This window comes from Metabacillus sediminilitoris (assembly GCF_009720625.1).
GTDB lineage: Bacteria > Bacillota > Bacilli > Bacillales > Bacillaceae > Metabacillus > Metabacillus sediminilitoris.
Genome location: NZ_CP046266.1, coordinates 4,928,628 through 4,947,581 on the forward strand (window position 1 = coordinate 4,928,628; position 18,954 = coordinate 4,947,581).

Sequence of the window (18,954 nt, forward strand, 5' to 3'; positions counted from 1 at the left end):
ACAGTGAAGGAAAGCGCCAAATTATTGGAACAAGCTAAAAGAATACAGGAGGCGCAAAATCCTAACAAAATAATCCCTATTGAGTTGTTCCAAACCTTTTAGCAGATCTAGCACGAGCACGCTCAGCTTCAACCTCTCGATTGCGAGGCTCGGCATTGGTTTCCAGGGTGTTAAACAGGTTTCTAGAGATCATGGCAATCTCATTGACTGCATGATTGAATGCCTCTTCATTCAGCTTTGACGGCTTGTTATAGCCCGTTATTTTTCTGACATACTGTAGAGAGGCTGCATGTATCTCTTCATCGGTAGCTGGCGGATCAAAATTAAATAATGTTCGAATGTTTCGGCACATAAGATTCTCCTTTTATTGGCTGTTTTCGAATAAAATAATGTCGTATAGAGAGGTGTTCGCCACTTTCAGGAACAAATGCCTCGCTTCTAGTTTCATAGTAACATAAGAAAAGACGCTTTTCCTATTCCAGAAAAGCGTCTAAATGTATTGTAAACTAAGTCATTGCTAACAATCCATTAAAAAGTATGAGCTAAGTCCTTTGCACGTGCAATTCCATTTTCTTTGATTTCTTGTGCTTTATCAGGCATAGCATTATGTCCTTCAATAAATAAACCATCAAAAGAAGGCACTCCAAAGAAATTCATAATGATACTTAAGTAGCGATGCCCCATTTCTACTTCAGCAGCAGGCCCTTCTGAATAAACACCTCCACGCGCTTGGATATGAAGTGCTTTTTTATCTGTTAATAGACCAACTGGTCCTTGTTCTGTGTACTTAAATGTTTTACCTGCAACTGCAACAGAATCTATATATGCCTTCATTACTGGAGGGAATGAGAAGTTCCATAAAGGTGTGACAAAAACATATTTATCTCCTGACATAAACTGTTCGCTTAGTTCATTAAGACGTCCCACTTTTGCTTTTTCTTCCGCTGAAAGTTCTTCAAATCCACTACCAGACCGAAGCTTTCCCCACCCGCTGAAAACATCCGTATCAAGTTCAGGAATATTCTCTTTGTATAAATCAATATGAACGACTTCATCATTCGGATTTACTTCTTTGTAGGTCTCAATAAACGCAGTACCTGCTGCCATACTAAAAGATTGTGTTTCATCATGTGGATGAGCTGTAATGTATAGTAATTTTGCCATTTGTTTTCTCCTTCTGTTTTAAAATTTCCATCTGTATCATTTACATTTTTATGTAAGTCCTGTACCTATGGATTTGTCAGTTCATTCACTTCGAAAAAGTAAGGATTACCGCTTATATTCTGTCGCATTTCATCCGTCATTTGTTGCGATTCATTAGTTGTCTCATTATTTACAGTAAAGTCAAATAAAGCACTTCCATCATAATGATTTGGTTTTTTCTCCATCTTTTCACCTCCAATCATTTTAGTATTTATCTCCTCCTATATTTCATACTGGTTAATTTAAGATGTAATTTTATTAGAAATCCCACAAGATTCTATGTCCAATCAGGGAACGTCAGGAAAAAATGAAATTCATTGTCAAGATGAAACAAATATAAAAAGCCTAATGACTCAGAGATAAACTGAGAAATTAGGCTTTCAATAAAAGAGACTGATTGTTGACTTGTATAAAGGTACACCCATGTATGAATATATGTTTTATGGTTAAATTACTCCATATTGTAAATTTCTAAAAAGAACAAATAACTTTATCTTTTTTTAAATGATTACCTTATCTCCACTATTTTCACCATCACTTTCATTAATCCCTTAACGAGAAAAGGTAATAAATACAGGCTATCGTATATATATCAGTAACCGGTGATAAAATTTTAATCGTTATTGTCTTAGGCGGAATAGGCTTATCATATGTAATTTCGCAAATTGTTTTTCCACTACTGTCTTTAATCCTCGTCACCTTGTTGTAAATATCCTTTTCTACCTTGTAATGATGATTATGAATCGTATAGGCAAGCCTTGCATTCGTTTTAATTTTAGTATGATCCACTAGTTGAAACTCACCATATTCCTTATCGTTCACATCCCATTTTGATTTTAGAAAATTTTTTATAAATGGACCTTCCTGTGCATTCACTTTTAGATCTCCATTTTTATCAAAAACTCTAACATGGATAGATAATTCATCAAATATTTGATCAACGATGTATTCAAATTTGTTTCTAAAATATCGTTGAATGCTACCGATTATTTGGTCTTCAGAATCTATAATGTCTATATTTTTTGTAGACTTTTTTAAGATGGGTTTTTTAAATGTATAGATTTCCAAGACTTCACCACCAAGAATATAATTATTGTTTTAAATACTCTATAAATATACTTAAAAGAAATTATTCTCTACAATTGTACAAAGGTCCCAAAAATTACTAAAAAAACACAAACAGTATAGACACCTTAAATAACTAAAACTACTTTTTAGAGGTCTATCCCATTCTTTTATCATCTTTTCATTTCTTTATTCCTATTTTAAATTATTCATGTATAATTACTATAACACAGAACAAACGTTCCTTTTAAAGGTTGGAAATTTAGGGCAGGAATTATTGATGGTGAAGGCTCTATCACATTAACTAGATTGCATGCAAACGAACACTGACGACCATGTATTACAATTTCTTCAACTGACAAAGAACTATTAATTTATATCTTTTCCTTAACCGGAGGAACAATTAATAATAAAAAGAATTATAATCCTGATCGACATAAAGATTCCTTTACATTAATAATAAAGAAAAAAGAGAATGTATTGCTTACTTTAAAACATGTATCACGATATTTAAGAGTCGAGAAAAAAAGAAACCGTGCCATATGGATTTTAAAACACTATGAAAGGGTAACACTTAGAATCGGAAAATATAGTCCAACGCTTTTAAAAAAGAAGTTATTATTTGAGGAGTAATTTTTTCGAATATAATGCTTCTTTCTACTTGATATGGGGTAAAAAAAACAAAATAAAAACCACCAAATTATGTATTTGGTGGAGACGGTGGGACGTGCTATTCCATACTTTCGATATGGCACTGACTATATCTTGAACCTGAAGACCAGGCCCCTCGGCGTATTATACGAAACGTAGATTTATCTGAACATGTTCAGATGAAATTTCGTATCCTAGTACTACCCATGCAATGGCAGCCTATGAGTCGATACACGGCTGTTGGATTACTCCACATACCGCTCGGTATTGCCCTATCACTAATTAGGTGACTTAGGTTTCACCGATAAAGCCGAATTTTCACTTATGTGTTACCACATAAGGCGACTAATTACTAATCGAACCCACGTCCAGAAACATCGCCACTTAAGCGTCTACGAGCGTAGTCGATATATTCGCAGTTTCGCTAACTCCTATGCCTATCGACAGGCGTCAGAGCAGCTAGTCTGATTAATCTCTTCCATCATCCCCAGACGGAGGAATTAGGTGTAGTCCACTAAGAGTGAGTCCCTTACCCTACCACATGGACGATGGAGGGAGGAACAGCTACGCAGTTATTAAGCTGCGAAAGCTAAGTTATTGTTAGTTTTGCCAGTTATTATTGGCGTGACGTTTTAACGAAGACGATCCCTTCGGCCCGCAACCTAAGCTCGAACTACCCCTGTCGAATCCGTAACGCCCCCATGATAAGCCGTATATACCAGCTAGGGAATACGGGAGATATGAAGATAGAATAAGCTTAATTGCTTATGAAATTGTTGTGTAAGTGACTGTCTTACAAAACCTATTATATCAAACTCATACAAAATTGCAATTGTAAGGTTTTTCCTAATAATCTTTTTGGCGATCGCGGAAGGCACGTTCGATATCGCGTTTTGCTTCTTTTTTCTTTAAGTCTTCACGCTTATCATATTTCTTTTTACCCTTACCAAGACCGATTAAAACTTTAGCATAGCCATTTTTTAAGTACATTTTCAGCGGGACGAGTGCATATCCTTCTTCTTTCGTCGCACCGATTAATTTAACAATTTCACGTTTATGGAGCAAAAGCTTTCTTGTACGCAGTGGTTCGTGATTATATCGATTTCCCTGCTCATATGGACTCACATGCATATTGTGTAAAAAGACTTCCCCGCCTTCAACACGTGCGTACGAATCCTTTAAGTTCGCACGGCCATTTCGAATCGATTTAATTTCTGTACCTTGAAGGACAATGCCGGCTTCATATGTTTCTTCGATAGAAAAATCATGATTCGCCTTTTTGTTTTGTGCAACGACTTTTCCCATTCCTTTAGGCATTGTTTCCCCTCCCCTCAAAACTTGCGGATTTAGCGATAGACTATTATTTTAGCAAATAATGGACGTAATCTCAATGATTACGCAGTTACTTTTAAATTGATTCCATCAAACGGAAAGGCAAGCTGACACGAAAGGTTCGTGTCAGCTTGCAATAATTTAACGTTTTTTCTTTTTTCTTTTTGCTTTTGGTGCATTTTCATAATGCTTCTTTTTCTTTTTGCGAGGTGGTCTTGTTGACCACTCGCCATCATCCTTTTGTTTTGCCTGGCCATCTTTTTGTTTAGCATCATTTCGGCCTTTTCCAACTGAAATGACCTTTGGTTTTTCTTTTTCGGGACGTCTTCTTGTCCCTTTCATACCGACAATTTCAAAATCGATTGAACGCTCGTCTTTATTTACATTCACAACTCGTACCGTTATTTCATCACCGATTCGATAGACATTTCCAGTACGCTCACCGATCATTGCATAATGACGTTCATCATAACGGTAATAGTCGTCAGTCATATAACTGACATGGACAAGACCCTCGATTGTATTCGGCAGTTCAACGAACATTCCAAAGTTTGTGACAGAGCTAATCATGCCATCATATTCTTCACCAATTTTATCTAGCATGTATTCAGCTTTTTTCAACTCGTCTGTTTCACGCTCAGCTTCAACCGCTCTTCTCTCCATATTTGATGCTTGTTCTGCGATAACAGGCAGACTTTCCGCCCAGCTAGAGCGCGTTCCTTCATCAACTTTTCCTTCAATCAAATACGTACGGATTAAACGGTGGACAATTAAGTCAGGGTAACGTCTGATTGGTGACGTAAAGTGTGTATAAAATTCCGTTGATAAACTGAAATGCCCGACACTTTCTGGATCATATCTTGCTTGCTTCATGGAACGGAGCATAACCGTAGAAATAACCGTTTCTTCAGGTGTACCTGTTACTTCTTCTAAAATATTTTGCAATGCCCGCGGATGAATATCATTAGCCGAACCTTTCACAGCATAGCCGAAATTAGTAATAAACTCTAAAAATCGCTGCAGCTTTTCTGTGTTAGGTTCTTCATGAATACGATAAATAAACGGCACGTTCATCCAATGAAAATGTTCAGCTACCGTTTCATTGGCGAGGAGCATAAACTCTTCAATTAAGCGTTCAGCTACAGAACGTTCACGAATGACAACATCTGTTGGATTTCCCTCATCATTCACAAGAACCTTTGCTTCTTTAAAATCGAAGTCCATAGCTCCTCTGTTCATCCGTTTTGTACGAAGGACCTGTGCAAGCTCACCCATTTGTTCAAACATCGGGACAAGTGCTTCATATTTTTGAATAAGCTCCTCATCACGGTCTTCAAGAATTTTGTTTACATCAGAATATGTCATTCTTTCTGTTGTTTTAATAACACTTTGGAAAATATCGTGCTTCACAACCGTTCCTTCTTCATCAATTTCCATGACACATGATAATGTTAGTCTGTCTACCTTAGGATTTAACGAACATATTCCGTTTGAAAGACGGTGTGGAATCATTGGAATGACTCGGTCAACAAGATACACACTTGTACCGCGCTCTAATGCTTCCCGATCAATTGGCGATTGTTCTGTAACATAATGGCTTACATCAGCAATGTGAACGCCAAGCTTATAATGTCCGTTATCTAATTTTTGAACAGTAACGGCATCATCTAAATCCTTCGCATCAGCACCATCGATTGTCACAATCACTTCATCACGCAAATCACGACGATCCTTCAAATCGTCTTCACTAATTGAGTCTGGAACATCATTTGCCTGCTGGAGCGCTTCTTCAGGAAACGGGCCTGGCAGTCCATGCTTATGAATGATTGATAAGATATCAACACCTGGGTCATTTTTATGACCTAATATCTCAATGACTTCCCCTTCTGCACTCATCCGGCCTTCTGGATAGGTTGTTAGTTTCACAACAACCTTATGACCCTCGACTGCACCATTTGATGCATTTTTAGGGATAAAAATATCATTGGCAATCTTTTTATCATCAGGGATCACAAAGCCAAAGTTTTTACTTTCCGTATATGTTCCAACAATTTCTTGTACACCGCGTTCTAAAATGCGAATGATGGTACCTTCTTGTCTTGTTCTTGTTCCTGTTTCTGAAGCTTTAGGACTTACTCTGACTAAGACGGTATCACCATGCATCGCCGTTTTTAGCTCTGTTGGCGGAATGAACACATCATCTAAGCTAGTATCTTCCGGATCAACAAACGCAAAGCCTTTTGCATGTCCAATTAACTTTCCTTTTAATAGATTCATTTTTTCCGGTAAGCCGTAGCGGTTGCTCCGTGTTCTGACAACAAGTCCTTGATCTTCCATTGCCACCAAGGCTTTGACAAAATCTTTAAATTCCGCTGAATCCTCAATTCCAAACGCTTCTTCAAGCTCTTGAACAGTGAGCGGCTTATAAGCTTCTTCTTTCATAAAAGCCAGTAGTTTATCAATATGTACTTGAATTTCTTGATTTTCTTGACTCATCTCGTATCCTCCTTTTTACCAATCGAGGCTTTCTAAAAATTGGTATACATCCTCATGCAATTTATCGCGTTCCTTGTCGAGGGTTATAACATGACCTGACTCTTCATACCAAATTAATTGTTTTTGATCATTTTCTACTTCTTTATAAATAATATTCGCACTATCCGTATTAATCATGTTATCGTGTCTAGCTTGGACCACAAATGTAGGGGAATAAATCATATCAACATTATTGCGAACTTCTGCAATAAGCTCCTGCAAGGCTTTAAGTGTATTCATCGGAGTTTTCGCAAACTCTACCATTTCTTCTTCAATAACTTCAGGTGATTTCCCTTCAAACTTTTTATAGTTTCTAGCATAGTCAAGAATTCCCTGATACATAACTTCTTCACTTTTTATATACATTGGTGCACACATTGGAACAATACCCTTTACAGGTACAGTGTAACCTAGTTTAAGGGAAAACACTCCTCCCAGTGATAAACCAGCAACAGCGATATCTTTAAACCCCATATTTTTCAAGTGATTGTATCCTTGCTCGACATCCTGCCACCAATCCTCTGGACCTGTATGAACTAGCTCTTCTGGAGGTACGCCATGGCCTTTGTATTGTGGAGCATGGCATGTATACCCTTTTTCACTTAGGAAACGTGCAAGCATACGGACATCTGCCGTATTGCCTGTAAATCCATGCAATAATAAAACCGCTTTTTCTCCACCCTCAAATGTAAATGGCTTTGGTAATACTCTCTTCATTCTAATAACTCCTTCAACATCAAGATCTTTTATTAGTTTATCCTATATTTACTAGCATTACTTATGTATTCTGCTTATTTCTATTTAAACAAAAGTATGATTAATGACCAATTAGTTTGCTCGGAGGTCTTAACATAATAAAAAAAGAGCCTGATGCCCCAGACCCTTTGCTTCACAAATTATTGAACAATATATGCGACTAAGATTGTTAAAATAAAAAATAGTACCGATAAGACAATTGTTGCGCGGTGTAAAATAAGATCAAGTCCACGAGCTTTTTGCTTCCCAAAAAGCTGTTCGGCACCACCAGAGATTGCCCCTGATAAGCCAGTGCTTTTACTTGATTGTAATAATACAACCGTGATTAGAGCAATAGATACTAACACAAGTAGGATAATTAATGCTGTATGCATGAAACGCCACCTCCTGATATACGCACATCTAGATAGTTTAAATGTACCATACTTAGGGTTCTTACACAATATTGAGTTATTTCTTGGCGAAGTGATTCTTTTTCGAATAATCTTGCAACTTTATAAGATTATCTTGCAACTTAATCAAGGAATCTTGCAACTTTCGAATGTAATTTTGCAACTTATGCTAACAATCTTGCAAATGACAAATTTCGACGGAACACAATAAAAAGGAGCTGCTCTAGAGCAGCTCCTTCTTTATCACATTATTATTTCTTTAAGTTATAGAACGTTTTGATTCCATCATATCTTGCTGCATCAACAAGTTGATCTTCGATACGAAGAAGTTGGTTGTATTTCGCAACACGGTCTGTACGTGATGGAGCACCAGTTTTAATTTGACCAGCGTTTGTAGCAACTGCGATGTCAGCAATTGTTGTATCTTCTGTTTCACCAGAACGGTGAGAGATAACAGCAGTGTAGCCAGCGCGTTTCGCCATTTCGATTGCTTCGAATGTTTCAGTTAATGTACCGATTTGGTTAACTTTGATAAGGATTGAGTTACCGATTCCTTTTTCGATACCTTCAGCAAGCTTTTTCGTGTTTGTAACGAATAAATCATCACCAACAAGTTGAACTTTACCGCCAAGGCGTTCAGTTAATAATTTATGACCTTCCCAGTCATTTTCGTCTAAACCGTCTTCGATTGAGATGATTGGGTATTTAGAAGACATTTCTTCATACCAGTCAACCATTTCAGCAGATGTTTTAACAACACCTTCACCAGAAAGATGGTATTTACCGTCTTCTTTGTTGTAGAACTCAGAAGATGCAGCATCCATAGCAAGCATTACTTGCTCACCTGGTTTGTAACCAGCTTTTTCGATTGCTTCGATGATTGTTTGAAGAGCTTCTTCGTTTGATCCTAAGTTAGGAGCGAATCCACCTTCATCACCTACAGCCGTGTTAAGACCTTTACCATGAAGAACTGATTTTAAGCTATGGAAGATTTCTGCTCCCATGCGTAATGCTTCACGGAAGTTTTCAGCACCGACAGGCATAACCATGAATTCTTGAATGTCAACGTTGTTATCAGCGTGCTCACCACCGTTAACGATGTTCATCATTGGTACTGGTAATGTTTTTGCACTGAATCCGCCAAGGTATTGGTATAAAGGTACTTGTAAGTAATCTGCAGCAGCACGAGCAGCAGCCATAGATACACCAAGGATAGCATTGGCACCTAATTTACCTTTGTTTTCAGTTCCATCAAGAGCGATTAACGCTTGGTCAATTGCAACTTGTTCAGTTACTTCGAAACCAAGTAATTCTGGAGCGATGATTTCATTTACGTTTTTAACTGCATTTAAAACGCCTTTTCCTAAATAACGCTCTTTGTCTCCATCACGAAGCTCAACTGCTTCGTATTCACCAGTTGAAGCACCACTTGGTACCATAGCGCGACCAAACGCACCTGATTCTGTGTGTACTTCTACTTCAATTGTTGGGTTTCCGCGAGAATCTAATACTTCACGAGCATATACGTCTACAATGTATGGCATTTAATTTCTCTCCTTTATTTTTGGATTAATGTTTTTCCAGTCATTTCAACTGGTTGTTCAACTTTTAATAGGTCTAACATAGTTGGAGCTAAGTCTCCTAATTTTCCACCTTCACGAAGTGTGATGCCATTCTCCGTCACGATTACTGGAACAGGATTCGTTGTATGAGCAGTCATTGGCTCACCTTCAAGTGTCACAACTTCATCAGAATTTCCATGATCAGCTGTAATGATGGCTTTACCGCCTTTTGCGAGAATTGCATCGACAACTTTACCAAGACATTCATCAACTGTTTCAATTGCTTTAATCGTTGGCTCTAGCATACCAGAATGGCCAACCATATCAGGATTTGCAAAGTTTAAAAGGATTGCATCAAATTTGTCAGCCGCAATTTCTGCAAGTAACGCGTCCGTTACTTCATATGCACTCATCTCCGGCTTAAGATCATATGTTGCAACCTTTGGAGAATTGATTAAGATTCTCTCTTCGCCAGGGAATTTATCTTCACGTCCACCACTCATAAAGAATGTAACATGAGGATATTTCTCTGTTTCAGCAATCCGAAGCTGAGTTAAATTGTTTTGTGCTAGCACTTCACCGATTGTATTATCAAGGTTTGTTGGTTTGAAGGCAACATACCCATCAACTGTTTCACTGAAGTGTGTTAAGCAAACAAAATGTAAGTTTTTCGGATGTTTTTCACCACGGTCAAATGAGCGGAAATCCTCATTTGTAAACGTGTTTGAAATTTGAATCGCTCGGTCAGGACGGAAGTTATAGAAAATCACCGCATCGTTTTCACTAATTGTGGCAACAGGTGATCCGTCTTCTTTCGTCATAACAGATGGAAGGACGAATTCATCGAAAATTCCATTGTTATAAGAATCATCTATACATTCAATTGGGCTGCTATAAACAGGACCTTCACCATATACCATTGAACGGTACGATTTTTCGACGCGATCCCAACGTTTATCACGGTCCATTGAATAGTAACGGCCTGATAATGTCGCAATTTCACCGACACCGTATTCTTTGATTTTTTCTAGTAATTCATTCACATATGTTTTAGCAGTTTTTGGTCCAACATCACGGCCATCTAAGAAGCCATGGATGTACACATTTTTTATGCCTTCTTTTGCTGCGAGCTGGAGAAGAGCATATAAATGGTGAATATGACTGTGAACACCACCGTCAGATAATAAACCAAAAAGATGTAGGTTTGTACCGTTTTGTTTCACATGGTTAATAGCTTCCGTAAATGTTTCATTTTTTTCAAATTCACCTTCACGGATTGCTACGTTCACACGTGTTAAACTTTGGTACACAACGCGGCCTGCACCGATGTTTAAATGACCAACTTCAGAGTTACCCATTTGTCCTTCAGGAAGACCTACAGCTTCACCAGAAGCCGTTAACTGCGCATGTGGATATTGATTCCAAAGGCGATCAAAGTTTGGCTTTTTCGCTTGGGCAACTGCATTTCCCATTGTTTCCTCACGGCAAGCAAAGCCGTCAAGGATAATTAACGCTACTGGTGCTTTACTCATTATTGCTAGCCTCCAAAAGTTGAAGGAAAGATTGTGCTTCTAGGCTTGCTCCACCAACTAAAGCGCCATCGATATCAGATTGTGCCATATATTCTTTAATGTTCTCTGGTTTTACACTGCCGCCGTATTGAATACGTACTGCTTGTGCAACATCCCCTGAGAATTGTTCACTAACAACTTGGCGAATATGTGCGCATACTTCATTTGCATCTTGTGCAGATGAAGATTTACCTGTACCGATTGCCCAGATTGGCTCGTAAGCAATAACAGTTTGTTTTACTTGATCTTCCGTTAAGCCTTGTAGAGCTTGTTTTACTTGCTCTCCAACTAGTGCATTTGTTTTGCCTGCTTCACGTTCTTCTAGTGTTTCACCACAGCAAACGATTGGCGTTAAACCATGTTTGAAAGCAGCAATTGTTTTCTTGTTTACTGTCTCATCTGTTTCAGCAAACATTTCTCTGCGCTCAGAGTGTCCTAAAACAACATAGCTAACACCTAAATCTTTAAGTGCCACTGGGCTGATTTCGCCAGTGAAAGCTCCATTTTCTTCAAAGTGCATGTTTTGTGCACCGATTTTCAAGTCACTACCTTCAGTTAAGCCTACTAGACTTCCTAAGAATAGTGCAGGAGCACAGACTACTGAGTCAACATGATCAGCATTAGGCACTAGACCTTTTACTTCTTCTACAAAGCTTCTAGCTTCAGAAGATACTTTGTTCATTTTCCAGTTACCAGCAATAATCGGTTTTCTCATGATTACACCGTCCTCTTCATATAGAAATGCAGTGGTTGACGTATAAGGATGTCGCGACAAATCCTATAGTTCAACGAGCAAGTCTATATTCGTTTTTGATTTCTTTAAGATTTGATTCTCGTACTAGTGATAAAGCTCCAGCTCCACGCCTAGCTGTTCAAGGCGCTTACGCTTTTGTTTATTACTTATCGTTTAATGCTACAACACCTGGAAGTTCTTTACCTTCCATAAATTCAAGAGAAGCTCCACCGCCTGTAGAAATATGGCTCATTTTATCTGCCAAGCCAAACTTTTCGACAGCCGCTGCTGAATCTCCTCCTCCAATGACTGAATATGTATCTTTTGCTTCAGCAAGTGCTTCACCAACAGCCTTAGTTCCACCAGCAAATGCATCTAATTCGAATACGCCCATTGGTCCATTCCAAATAACCAATTTGGATTTTTTAATAACATCTGCATAAATTTCACGTGATTTTGGACCTGCGTCAAGACCTTCCCAATCGCTAGGAATACTGTCAATTGATACAATTTGAGTATTTGCATCATTTGAGAAATCATCTGCTACAACGATATCGACAGGCATGTAGAAATTAACGCCTTTTTCCTTTGCTTGATCAAGGAAAGATTTTGCTAAATCTACTTTATCTTCTTCTAATAGTGATTTACCAACATCATGGCCTAAAGCTTTGATAAATGTGTAAGCTAATCCGCCACCGATGATCAGGTTATCAACTTTGTTAAGCAGGTTTTCAATAACACCGATTTTATCTTTTACTTTTGCTCCGCCAATGATTGCAGTAAATGGACGTTCAGGATTTGATAAAGCTTTTCCTAATACTTCAAGTTCTTTTTCCATTAAGAAACCTGCAACAGCTGGAATATGCTTAGCAATTCCTTCAGTTGAAGCATGTGCACGATGTGCTGCACCAAATGCATCATTTACATAAACATCAGCTAAATCAGCAAATGCTTTCGCTAATTCCGGATCATTCTTTTCTTCACCAGGATAGAAACGAACGTTTTCTAATAATAGAATGCCGCCCTCTTCTAATTTTGCAATTTCAGCTTTCACTGCTTCGCCATAAGCTTCGTCTGTTTTTACAACATTTTTACCTATAAGCTCTTGTAGTTTTTCAGCAACTGCATTTAAACGAAGCTCTTCCACTACTTGACCTTTTGGACGACCTAAATGGCTAGCTAAAACGACTTTAGCACCTTGTTCACTAAGGTATTGAATCGTAGGTAATGCTGCACGGATACGTGTTTCATCTGTAACTTGTCCATCTTTCATCGGTACGTTAAAATCAACGCGACAAAAGACGACTTTCCCTTTGACATCAATGTCTTTTACTGACTTCTTGTTCATGAAAAGCCCTCCATTTAATTGAAATGCGGAAGCGTCTTTCAACCCCGTTACAAGCAAAAAACAAGCCTCCCAGAACGTTTTACCATTCGGGTGGATTCACTTATGACCACGAGGCAGCGACACTGCAGCTAAACACCAAAACCAGGTATGATCCAAAGTACACCCAGCTATTTTTGAAAGGCTTTATCTCCCTTTCAGTCCTCCATAGATAATAATAACGAATAATACCGAAAAAGGGAAAGGGGATTATCCCCTTTCCCCATTTTTTTCTTGCAATATCCCTTATTATGAAACTCTCCCATGAAGAGTTTGTATGTTTTAAGGATTAAAGACCTTGTTGAGCAATGTAATCAGCAAGATCTACTACACGGTTAGAGTAACCAGTTTCGTTATCATACCAAGAGATAACTTTAACCATTTTACCTTCCATAACCATTGTAGAAAGTGCATCGATTGTAGAAGAGTTTTGGTTACCATTGTAGTCACCAGAAACTAGTGGCTCTTCGCTGTAACCAAGGATACCTTTAAGATCTCCTTCAGCTGCTTCTTTAAGAGCTGCATTGATTTCGTCAACAGTTACTTCTGCATCTAACTCAGCAACTAAGTCAACTAAAGAAACGTTTGGAGTTGGAACACGAACTGCTCCACCGTTTAATTTACCTTTTAATTCAGGTAATACTAATGCTACTGCTTTAGCTGCACCAGTTGTTGTTGGGATCATGTTTTCAGCTGCTGCACGAGCACGACGGTAGTCTTTATGTGGTAAGTCTAAGATTTGTTGGTCATTTGTGTATGAGTGAATTGTTGTCATCATACCACGGTTGATACCAAATTTATCATTTAATACTTTAGCAAATGGAGCTAAACAGTTAGTTGTACAAGAAGCGTTAGAGATTACATCGTGGCTAGCTGCATCGTATTTATCTTGGTTAACACCCATAACGATTGTAATATCTTCATCACTTGCTGGAGCAGAAATGATAACTTTTTTAGCGCCTGCTTCTAAGTGTTTTGCAGCGTCAGCACGTTTTGTGAAGAAACCAGTAGATTCAACAACGATTTCAACACCTTGCTCACCCCAAGATAATTTAGATGGGTCACGCTCAGCAGAAACTTGAATTGTTGTTCCGTCAACAACAAGGTTGTTACCGTCAACAGTTACTTCTGCATCTAATTTTCCGTGAACTGAATCATATTTTAAAAGATGAGCTAACATGTTAGCATCTGTTAAGTCGTTTACTGCAACAACATCAACGTTAGGATTTTTTAAAGCTGCACGGAATACATTACGACCAATACGACCAAAACCATTAATACCGATTTTTACTGCCATGATAAATTTCCTCCTTTAATATGTTCAAGGTATAAGTACCTTTGAACGCTACATTAATTAATGTGTTCACCTCTTACTAATTTGAAAGAAATGAACGTATATAATCAGGGATGATTAATCCCTTATTAACTCATTTGCAGCACCTTCATCTGTTATTAAGACAGAATCTAATGCTTGTTTCATATAGGCTCTAATTGCCTTTGCTTTTGAAGCACCACCTGCTACTGCAATAACATTTGGTACCTCGCCAATGTCACTTAGCTGAATCCCTACTGTTTGAACCTTATGTACAATTTCACCCTCATGGTCAAAATAATAACCAAAAGCTTCTCCTACGGCATTTCCTTTTTTGATTTTAAGAAAATCTGCCTCCGGAGTTCTCCGGCGCTCCGCCATAGTTTTAGCGTCTCCTATTCCATGAACAACCATACTAGAGGATTTCATTATGCTTAAGAGTTCTTTTATTGAGGGTTCCTCGATTATTGATTGATACGCATCCTTGCTAAGCTGATCTGGCACATGCAAAAGTCGATAATTCCCACTTGCACGTTCTGCCATCTTTGCACAGATTGTATTCGCTTGGTTCTCCACATTCTCTCCAAGTCCTCCACGTGCTGGAACAAAAAGAATTTCACGATTCTTACTATCTGGTGTCATCATTTCTGCAACAGCTGCAGTTGTTGTCCCTCCAGTTACAGCGACGATATTTTTACCGTCTAATCGCTCTTTTATACATGATACACATGCTCTTCCCATTTCTTTTTTCACCCATGGAGATTGATCACTATCACCAGAAACAACGATCACTTTGTCTAGATTAAATCTTTCCTTTAATTTATTTTCCAAATGTGAGAGACCTAAAACATCTTTCATCATTTCTTCGAGAATAATTAAAAGAGAAGAACCTTCTTTTGTTAGAGACATACCTGATGTGTGAATGTCGATTAAATCCTGATCTTTTAAAAACTGAACTTCTGTTCTCAGGATTCTTTCACTTAATCCAAGACTTGTTGAGAGACTTCTACGTCCAATCGGCTGCATCAATCGAATGTATTGAAGAATTTGATAGCGTTTTTGCATAACCTGCAACAGGTCAGGCAATAATTTCTTTTGTACTTCTATTAATGAATTCATTTTTGCTATCCCTTTCTGAGTCGGTATGGACCAATTATGTCCCGGTATGACATATTATGTCCCGCCTACTCAAAAAAAAATCTTCCTTGCTACATCTTTATTCTAACAGGGAAGTTTTGCATATTCAAGAATGATTCACTTCTTTTTTAAAGTAACCGCTTTCTTATCTCTTCTTTTTCTAAAATCCCATAAGAAACAACATCTTTACCAATTTTTACAACAGGAATCATAAGCTGATATAACTCAAGGAGTTGATCATCCTTGTAAATATCAACAATTTCATAATCAAATGGAATTTCCTGTTGAATATCTTCTAATACTGCAAGCCCCTTCGTACATAAGGAGCAATTTTCCTTTGAGTAAAAAATAACTTTCTTCATTAGCTGCTGGCACATCCATTCTTAATACTGCTTTCTTATTCCTGATGTCGGAATATTTAATTGCTCACGATATTTCGTTACCGTTCGTCTCGAAATCGTTATTCCATAGCTTGCTTTTAGGCTATTTGCAATTTTTTGATCTGATAATGGTTTGTTTTTATCCTCAGCATCAATTAATTCTTTTAGCCTTATCTTTACTGATGTGGTGGAAATTTCGCCCTTTTCTTCATCAAGCTTATTGGAGAAAAATGACTTCATACTGACAAGACCATGTGGTGTTTGAACATATTTATCCTTTACCGTTCTGCTTACAGTTGATTCATGAATATCAAGTATTTCGGCAATATTCTTCAATGTTAACGGTTTTAGTTGGTTTTTACCATAAAGGAAATAGTCCTTTTGTTTTTCAGTAATCACCCTCATCACATTAATCATCGTCTCTTTACGCTGCTCTAATGCTCTTTGAAGCCATTTACCCTGTGTTAGCTTTTTAGAATAATAGTCTTTCGTTTCAAGATCTAACTTGTTTGGAATATCTGATTCTATAGGTTGATTGAATAGTAGTTGCGGCATAAGCTCGTCATTATAAATAATTTGCAATTCATTATTTGACCTTCTTACGATGATGTCTGGAGTCACATATGTTGATTCATTACTTTCATACTTTAAGCCAGGTCTAGGCTCAAGCGTTTTAATTAAATGTTGTATTTCTTGTATTTCACAAATTGAAATAGTAAGCTTTTTCGCCAGGTCCTTCCAAGACTTTTCGGCAAAAGCTTGAAAATGATCGGATATGATATGTTCAGCTGTCATATTTCGAACAGGAAGTCGTCTAAGTTGTAATAAAATACATTCCTGAAGTGAGCGGGCACCAATGCCTGCAGGATCTAGACTTTGCAATAAATATAGCTTGCTCTCAAGAAATTCGTCGGATACGTTCAAGACACTTGCCAGTTCACCTAGGTCATCCTTTAAATAACCATTTGCATCAAGTGCATTGATTAGTAGTTCTAAACAAACTCTATCCTTTCTTTTCATCGAAAAATCAATTAATTGATTTCGCAAATGATCTCGAAGATTCGTTTTATCCTGCAATGTATTTTCGATAAAGGATTGCTTATCCGAAGATTTAGCCCTTTGCTGTCTATACGGTGTACTATACGTTTCGCGCACTTCAATAAGGGGATTTTCCATTGTGAGTTCCTGGACATATGAAAGGAGATCAGCTGATGAATATTGTAATAAAGTGATTGCTTGCTGTAACTCTTGAGTCATTTTTAATTTTAACGATTGTTCTTGTATTAACCCAATTTTCATTTTATTTCCCCCTATTTTTACATTTTACACTTAGTGCACAAAACATACACATTTATACATGTGAAAACTACTATTCAACAAAATAATTAGTATGTATTTGATCAGATACTTGTATTCTATATACTTATTAGTATAGGTTTTATCTAACTGAATTGATCATTGGTTTTGCTAAGTTCCATCTTAACGCATTAAGTAAACGCTTTCAATACGTTGGTTCTAAAATCCTATAATTTAGTCGCATACTACTATCTTACTACATGAATATGCTTTTTAGGTAAAAAAATGCTGAATTTAGCTAAATATCTGCAAATTGATTTACATCATGAAAAAAGACGAGTTTTCTCTTATCAAAAGTCCTCGTCGTAATAACGCACGTAGGGATTTGTCCTCCTGCAAAATGCAAGAATGAATAATTCTTACGTATCCCTTATTTGAACATGACACGTTCATTTTTCATCTATCTTTTTTTATTTCACTCTGATCTTCTGACCAGCATAAATTTTGTTTGCATTTTTAATCTTGTTCCATTGCTGAAGCTGTTTAACAGAGGTTTTATTTCTTAAAGCGATTGCACTTAATGTATCACCAGATTTAATCGTATAGTACTTATGTGATGGTATAGCTGCTGCAGATTCTTTTCCTTCATGTTTTCTGTTTTGGTCATCATGAGGGTTTGAAGATTGATTAAGCTGTAGAAGTTCCTTTATTGTGGTTTTGAATGTTGCAGCTAAGTGACTTAATGTATCACCTTTTTCAGTCCTATATTCTCCATGATTCAAAGCGTTTTCGCTTTGTTTTGTCATCGTGATATCGCCATAAGCAATATTCATATCAACAGGGCCGCTAATCCCTTCAACTCGTCCAGTATCCGTGTACTGCCAAATATCACATTCTACCCCAGGACCTCTGCTTTCATCTCGATAGCGAGCTAACCATAATGGGACATCAATTTTATGAATGTAGTTATCATGGAAATTTTTATTGACGTAAAGCGCAACGTTCTTTTCTGACTCCCTTTTCACAAGATCTAAAAACGCTTCAGCCGCCATTGTTAATTGCTCTTTATTTAACTTTGCTTTATTCGTTTCAAGATCTAACACCAATGGTCCAGTAAAATTGAATTCCTTCGTAACTGCCACAAAATAGTTTGCTTCCTCAAGGGCATCCGCAACAGAAGTAATTCTCGCAAAGTGATATGCTCCAACTCCCTTAGGAAAGTTCTGGGCCAATGCACCTTTTGCATTAACCTTAAACATTGGATCAGTAAAACCCACTCCCTCTGTTGCTTTTATCAACACAAAATCAATTCCTGCATGTCGAACCTTTTTCCAATCTATCTTCCCCTGCCAATGGCTAACGTCAATTCCTTTAAATGTTTTCATACTATTTATCCTCTCATTTTCAAAGTAAAAAAGCCACCGTTAGGCAGCTTCTTTTCATGAGATGTGATGGTTCTTTTTTCCGAAACATGGGTTATTAAGCGGCTTTTTTTAATTGGTGAAACCATATATGATTGAGTCTTTTAATTTCTTCTTTATCCTGATTAGTAAACGCACGTACTAATCTCCATACTAACTCACTTGGCATCGATGCATTCATAGTCATTCTCCTTCATTCTTGTTTTATGATAAATAGGTAGGAT

18 protein-coding genes and 1 other RNA gene are annotated in these 18,954 nt (G+C 37.5%); all 19 read right to left on the reverse strand.

Annotation, left to right across the window (positions count from 1 at the left end; translation table 11 throughout):
• Positions 1–76: 76 nt before the first annotated feature.
• Positions 77–352, reverse strand: coding sequence for a DUF2277 domain-containing protein (locus GMB29_RS23825; protein WP_136358919.1), 276 nt, complete (start codon positions 350–352; stop codon positions 77–79).
• A 176-nt stretch (positions 353–528) separates the two neighbouring features.
• Positions 529–1,164 carry an FMN-dependent NADH-azoreductase gene (locus GMB29_RS23830; RefSeq protein ID WP_136358921.1) on the reverse strand — a complete coding sequence of 212 codons (636 nt, stop codon included), beginning with the start codon at positions 1,162–1,164 and terminating at the stop codon, positions 529–531.
• 65 nt (positions 1,165–1,229) lie between these two features.
• Positions 1,230–1,388, reverse strand: coding sequence for a hypothetical protein (locus GMB29_RS23835; protein WP_155443940.1), 159 nt, complete (start codon positions 1,386–1,388; stop codon positions 1,230–1,232).
• A gap of 358 nt (positions 1,389–1,746) precedes the next feature.
• Complete coding sequence (locus GMB29_RS23840) at positions 1,747–2,271, reverse strand: tubby C-terminal domain-like protein (protein ID WP_136358923.1); 525 nt, start codon at positions 2,269–2,271, stop codon at positions 1,747–1,749.
• Positions 2,272–3,272: 1,001 nt separating this feature from the next.
• Positions 3,273–3,612: a transfer-messenger RNA gene (gene ssrA / locus GMB29_RS23845) on the reverse strand.
• A 153-nt stretch (positions 3,613–3,765) separates the two neighbouring features.
• Positions 3,766–4,236 (reverse strand): SsrA-binding protein SmpB, encoded by a 471-nt coding sequence (gene smpB / locus GMB29_RS23850; RefSeq protein WP_136358925.1) that lies wholly within the window; start codon positions 4,234–4,236, stop codon positions 3,766–3,768.
• 156 nt (positions 4,237–4,392) lie between these two features.
• Entirely contained in the window at positions 4,393–6,747 is a 2,355-nt protein-coding gene (gene rnr / locus GMB29_RS23855; RefSeq protein ID WP_136358927.1) for a ribonuclease R, read from the reverse strand.
• 15 nt (positions 6,748–6,762) lie between these two features.
• Positions 6,763–7,503 carry an alpha/beta hydrolase gene (locus GMB29_RS23860; RefSeq protein ID WP_136358929.1) on the reverse strand — a complete coding sequence of 247 codons (741 nt, stop codon included), beginning with the start codon at positions 7,501–7,503 and terminating at the stop codon, positions 6,763–6,765.
• 179 nt (positions 7,504–7,682) lie between these two features.
• Positions 7,683–7,916, reverse strand: coding sequence for a preprotein translocase subunit SecG (gene secG / locus GMB29_RS23865; RefSeq protein WP_136358931.1), 234 nt, complete (start codon positions 7,914–7,916; stop codon positions 7,683–7,685).
• Between the two features lie 269 nt (positions 7,917–8,185).
• Complete coding sequence (gene eno, locus GMB29_RS23870) at positions 8,186–9,478, reverse strand: phosphopyruvate hydratase (RefSeq protein WP_136358933.1); 1,293 nt, start codon at positions 9,476–9,478, stop codon at positions 8,186–8,188.
• Between the two features lie 14 nt (positions 9,479–9,492).
• Positions 9,493–11,028, reverse strand: coding sequence for a 2,3-bisphosphoglycerate-independent phosphoglycerate mutase (gene gpmI / locus GMB29_RS23875; RefSeq protein ID WP_136358935.1), 1,536 nt, complete (start codon positions 11,026–11,028; stop codon positions 9,493–9,495).
• Positions 11,021–11,782, reverse strand: coding sequence for a triose-phosphate isomerase (tpiA, locus tag GMB29_RS23880; protein ID WP_136358937.1), 762 nt, complete (start codon positions 11,780–11,782; stop codon positions 11,021–11,023). Before tpiA ends, gpmI begins: the two co-directional genes overlap by 8 nt.
• 181 nt (positions 11,783–11,963) lie before the next feature.
• A complete protein-coding gene (locus tag GMB29_RS23885; protein WP_136358939.1) occupies positions 11,964–13,148 on the reverse strand; it encodes a phosphoglycerate kinase in 1,185 nt (394 codons plus the stop codon).
• 325 nt (positions 13,149–13,473) lie between these two features.
• Positions 13,474–14,481, reverse strand: a complete 1,008-nt coding sequence (gap, locus tag GMB29_RS23890; protein ID WP_136358941.1) for a type I glyceraldehyde-3-phosphate dehydrogenase — start codon at positions 14,479–14,481, stop codon at positions 13,474–13,476.
• 114 nt (positions 14,482–14,595) lie between these two features.
• Entirely contained in the window at positions 14,596–15,615 is a 1,020-nt protein-coding gene (locus tag GMB29_RS23895; protein WP_136358943.1) for a sugar-binding transcriptional regulator, read from the reverse strand.
• A 146-nt stretch (positions 15,616–15,761) separates the two neighbouring features.
• Positions 15,762–15,995 (reverse strand): glutaredoxin family protein, encoded by a 234-nt coding sequence (locus GMB29_RS23900; RefSeq protein ID WP_136358945.1) that lies wholly within the window; start codon positions 15,993–15,995, stop codon positions 15,762–15,764.
• A gap of 21 nt (positions 15,996–16,016) precedes the next feature.
• A complete protein-coding gene (gene rpoN / locus GMB29_RS23905) occupies positions 16,017–17,312 on the reverse strand; it encodes an RNA polymerase factor sigma-54 (RefSeq protein ID WP_136358947.1) in 1,296 nt (431 codons plus the stop codon).
• Positions 17,313–17,779: 467 nt separating this feature from the next.
• Positions 17,780–18,694: a GH25 family lysozyme gene (locus GMB29_RS23910; protein WP_136358949.1), complete on the reverse strand. Its 915-nt coding sequence runs from the start codon at positions 18,692–18,694 to the stop codon at positions 17,780–17,782.
• 94 nt (positions 18,695–18,788) lie between these two features.
• Positions 18,789–18,911, reverse strand: a complete 123-nt coding sequence (locus GMB29_RS27770) for a hypothetical protein (protein WP_264766584.1) — start codon at positions 18,909–18,911, stop codon at positions 18,789–18,791.
• Positions 18,912–18,954: the final 43 nt, after the last annotated feature.

What these genes read in the sequence shown, in the direction of transcription:
- secG (WP_136358931.1), bottom strand. Translation starts at nt 7,916, where the DNA reads ATGCATACAGCATTAATTATCCTACTTGTGTTAGTATCTATTGCTCTA.
- GMB29_RS23895 (WP_136358943.1), bottom strand. Translation starts at nt 15,615, where the DNA reads ATGAATTCATTAATAGAAGTACAAAAGAAATTATTGCCTGACCTGTTG.
- gpmI (WP_136358935.1), bottom strand. Translation starts at nt 11,028, where the DNA reads ATGAGTAAAGCACCAGTAGCGTTAATTATCCTTGACGGCTTTGCTTGC.
- GMB29_RS23825 (WP_136358919.1), bottom strand. Translation starts at nt 352, where the DNA reads ATGTGCCGAAACATTCGAACATTATTTAATTTTGATCCGCCAGCTACC.
- eno (WP_136358933.1), bottom strand. Translation starts at nt 9,478, where the DNA reads ATGCCATACATTGTAGACGTATATGCTCGTGAAGTATTAGATTCTCGC.
- GMB29_RS23830 (WP_136358921.1), bottom strand. Translation starts at nt 1,164, where the DNA reads ATGGCAAAATTACTATACATTACAGCTCATCCACATGATGAAACACAA.
- GMB29_RS23835 (WP_155443940.1), bottom strand. Translation starts at nt 1,388, where the DNA reads ATGGAGAAAAAACCAAATCATTATGATGGAAGTGCTTTATTTGACTTT.
- rnr (WP_136358927.1), bottom strand. Translation starts at nt 6,747, where the DNA reads ATGAGTCAAGAAAATCAAGAAATTCAAGTACATATTGATAAACTACTG.
- GMB29_RS23910 (WP_136358949.1), bottom strand. Translation starts at nt 18,694, where the DNA reads ATGAAAACATTTAAAGGAATTGACGTTAGCCATTGGCAGGGGAAGATA.
- GMB29_RS27770 (WP_264766584.1), bottom strand. Translation starts at nt 18,911, where the DNA reads ATGAATGCATCGATGCCAAGTGAGTTAGTATGGAGATTAGTACGTGCG.
- smpB (WP_136358925.1), bottom strand. Translation starts at nt 4,236, where the DNA reads ATGCCTAAAGGAATGGGAAAAGTCGTTGCACAAAACAAAAAGGCGAAT.
- gap (WP_136358941.1), bottom strand. Translation starts at nt 14,481, where the DNA reads ATGGCAGTAAAAATCGGTATTAATGGTTTTGGTCGTATTGGTCGTAAT.
- tpiA (WP_136358937.1), bottom strand. Translation starts at nt 11,782, where the DNA reads ATGAGAAAACCGATTATTGCTGGTAACTGGAAAATGAACAAAGTATCT.
- rpoN (WP_136358947.1), bottom strand. Translation starts at nt 17,312, where the DNA reads ATGAAAATTGGGTTAATACAAGAACAATCGTTAAAATTAAAAATGACT.
- GMB29_RS23885 (WP_136358939.1), bottom strand. Translation starts at nt 13,148, where the DNA reads ATGAACAAGAAGTCAGTAAAAGACATTGATGTCAAAGGGAAAGTCGTC.
- GMB29_RS23900 (WP_136358945.1), bottom strand. Translation starts at nt 15,995, where the DNA reads ATGAAGAAAGTTATTTTTTACTCAAAGGAAAATTGCTCCTTATGTACG.
- GMB29_RS23860 (WP_136358929.1), bottom strand. Translation starts at nt 7,503, where the DNA reads ATGAAGAGAGTATTACCAAAGCCATTTACATTTGAGGGTGGAGAAAAA.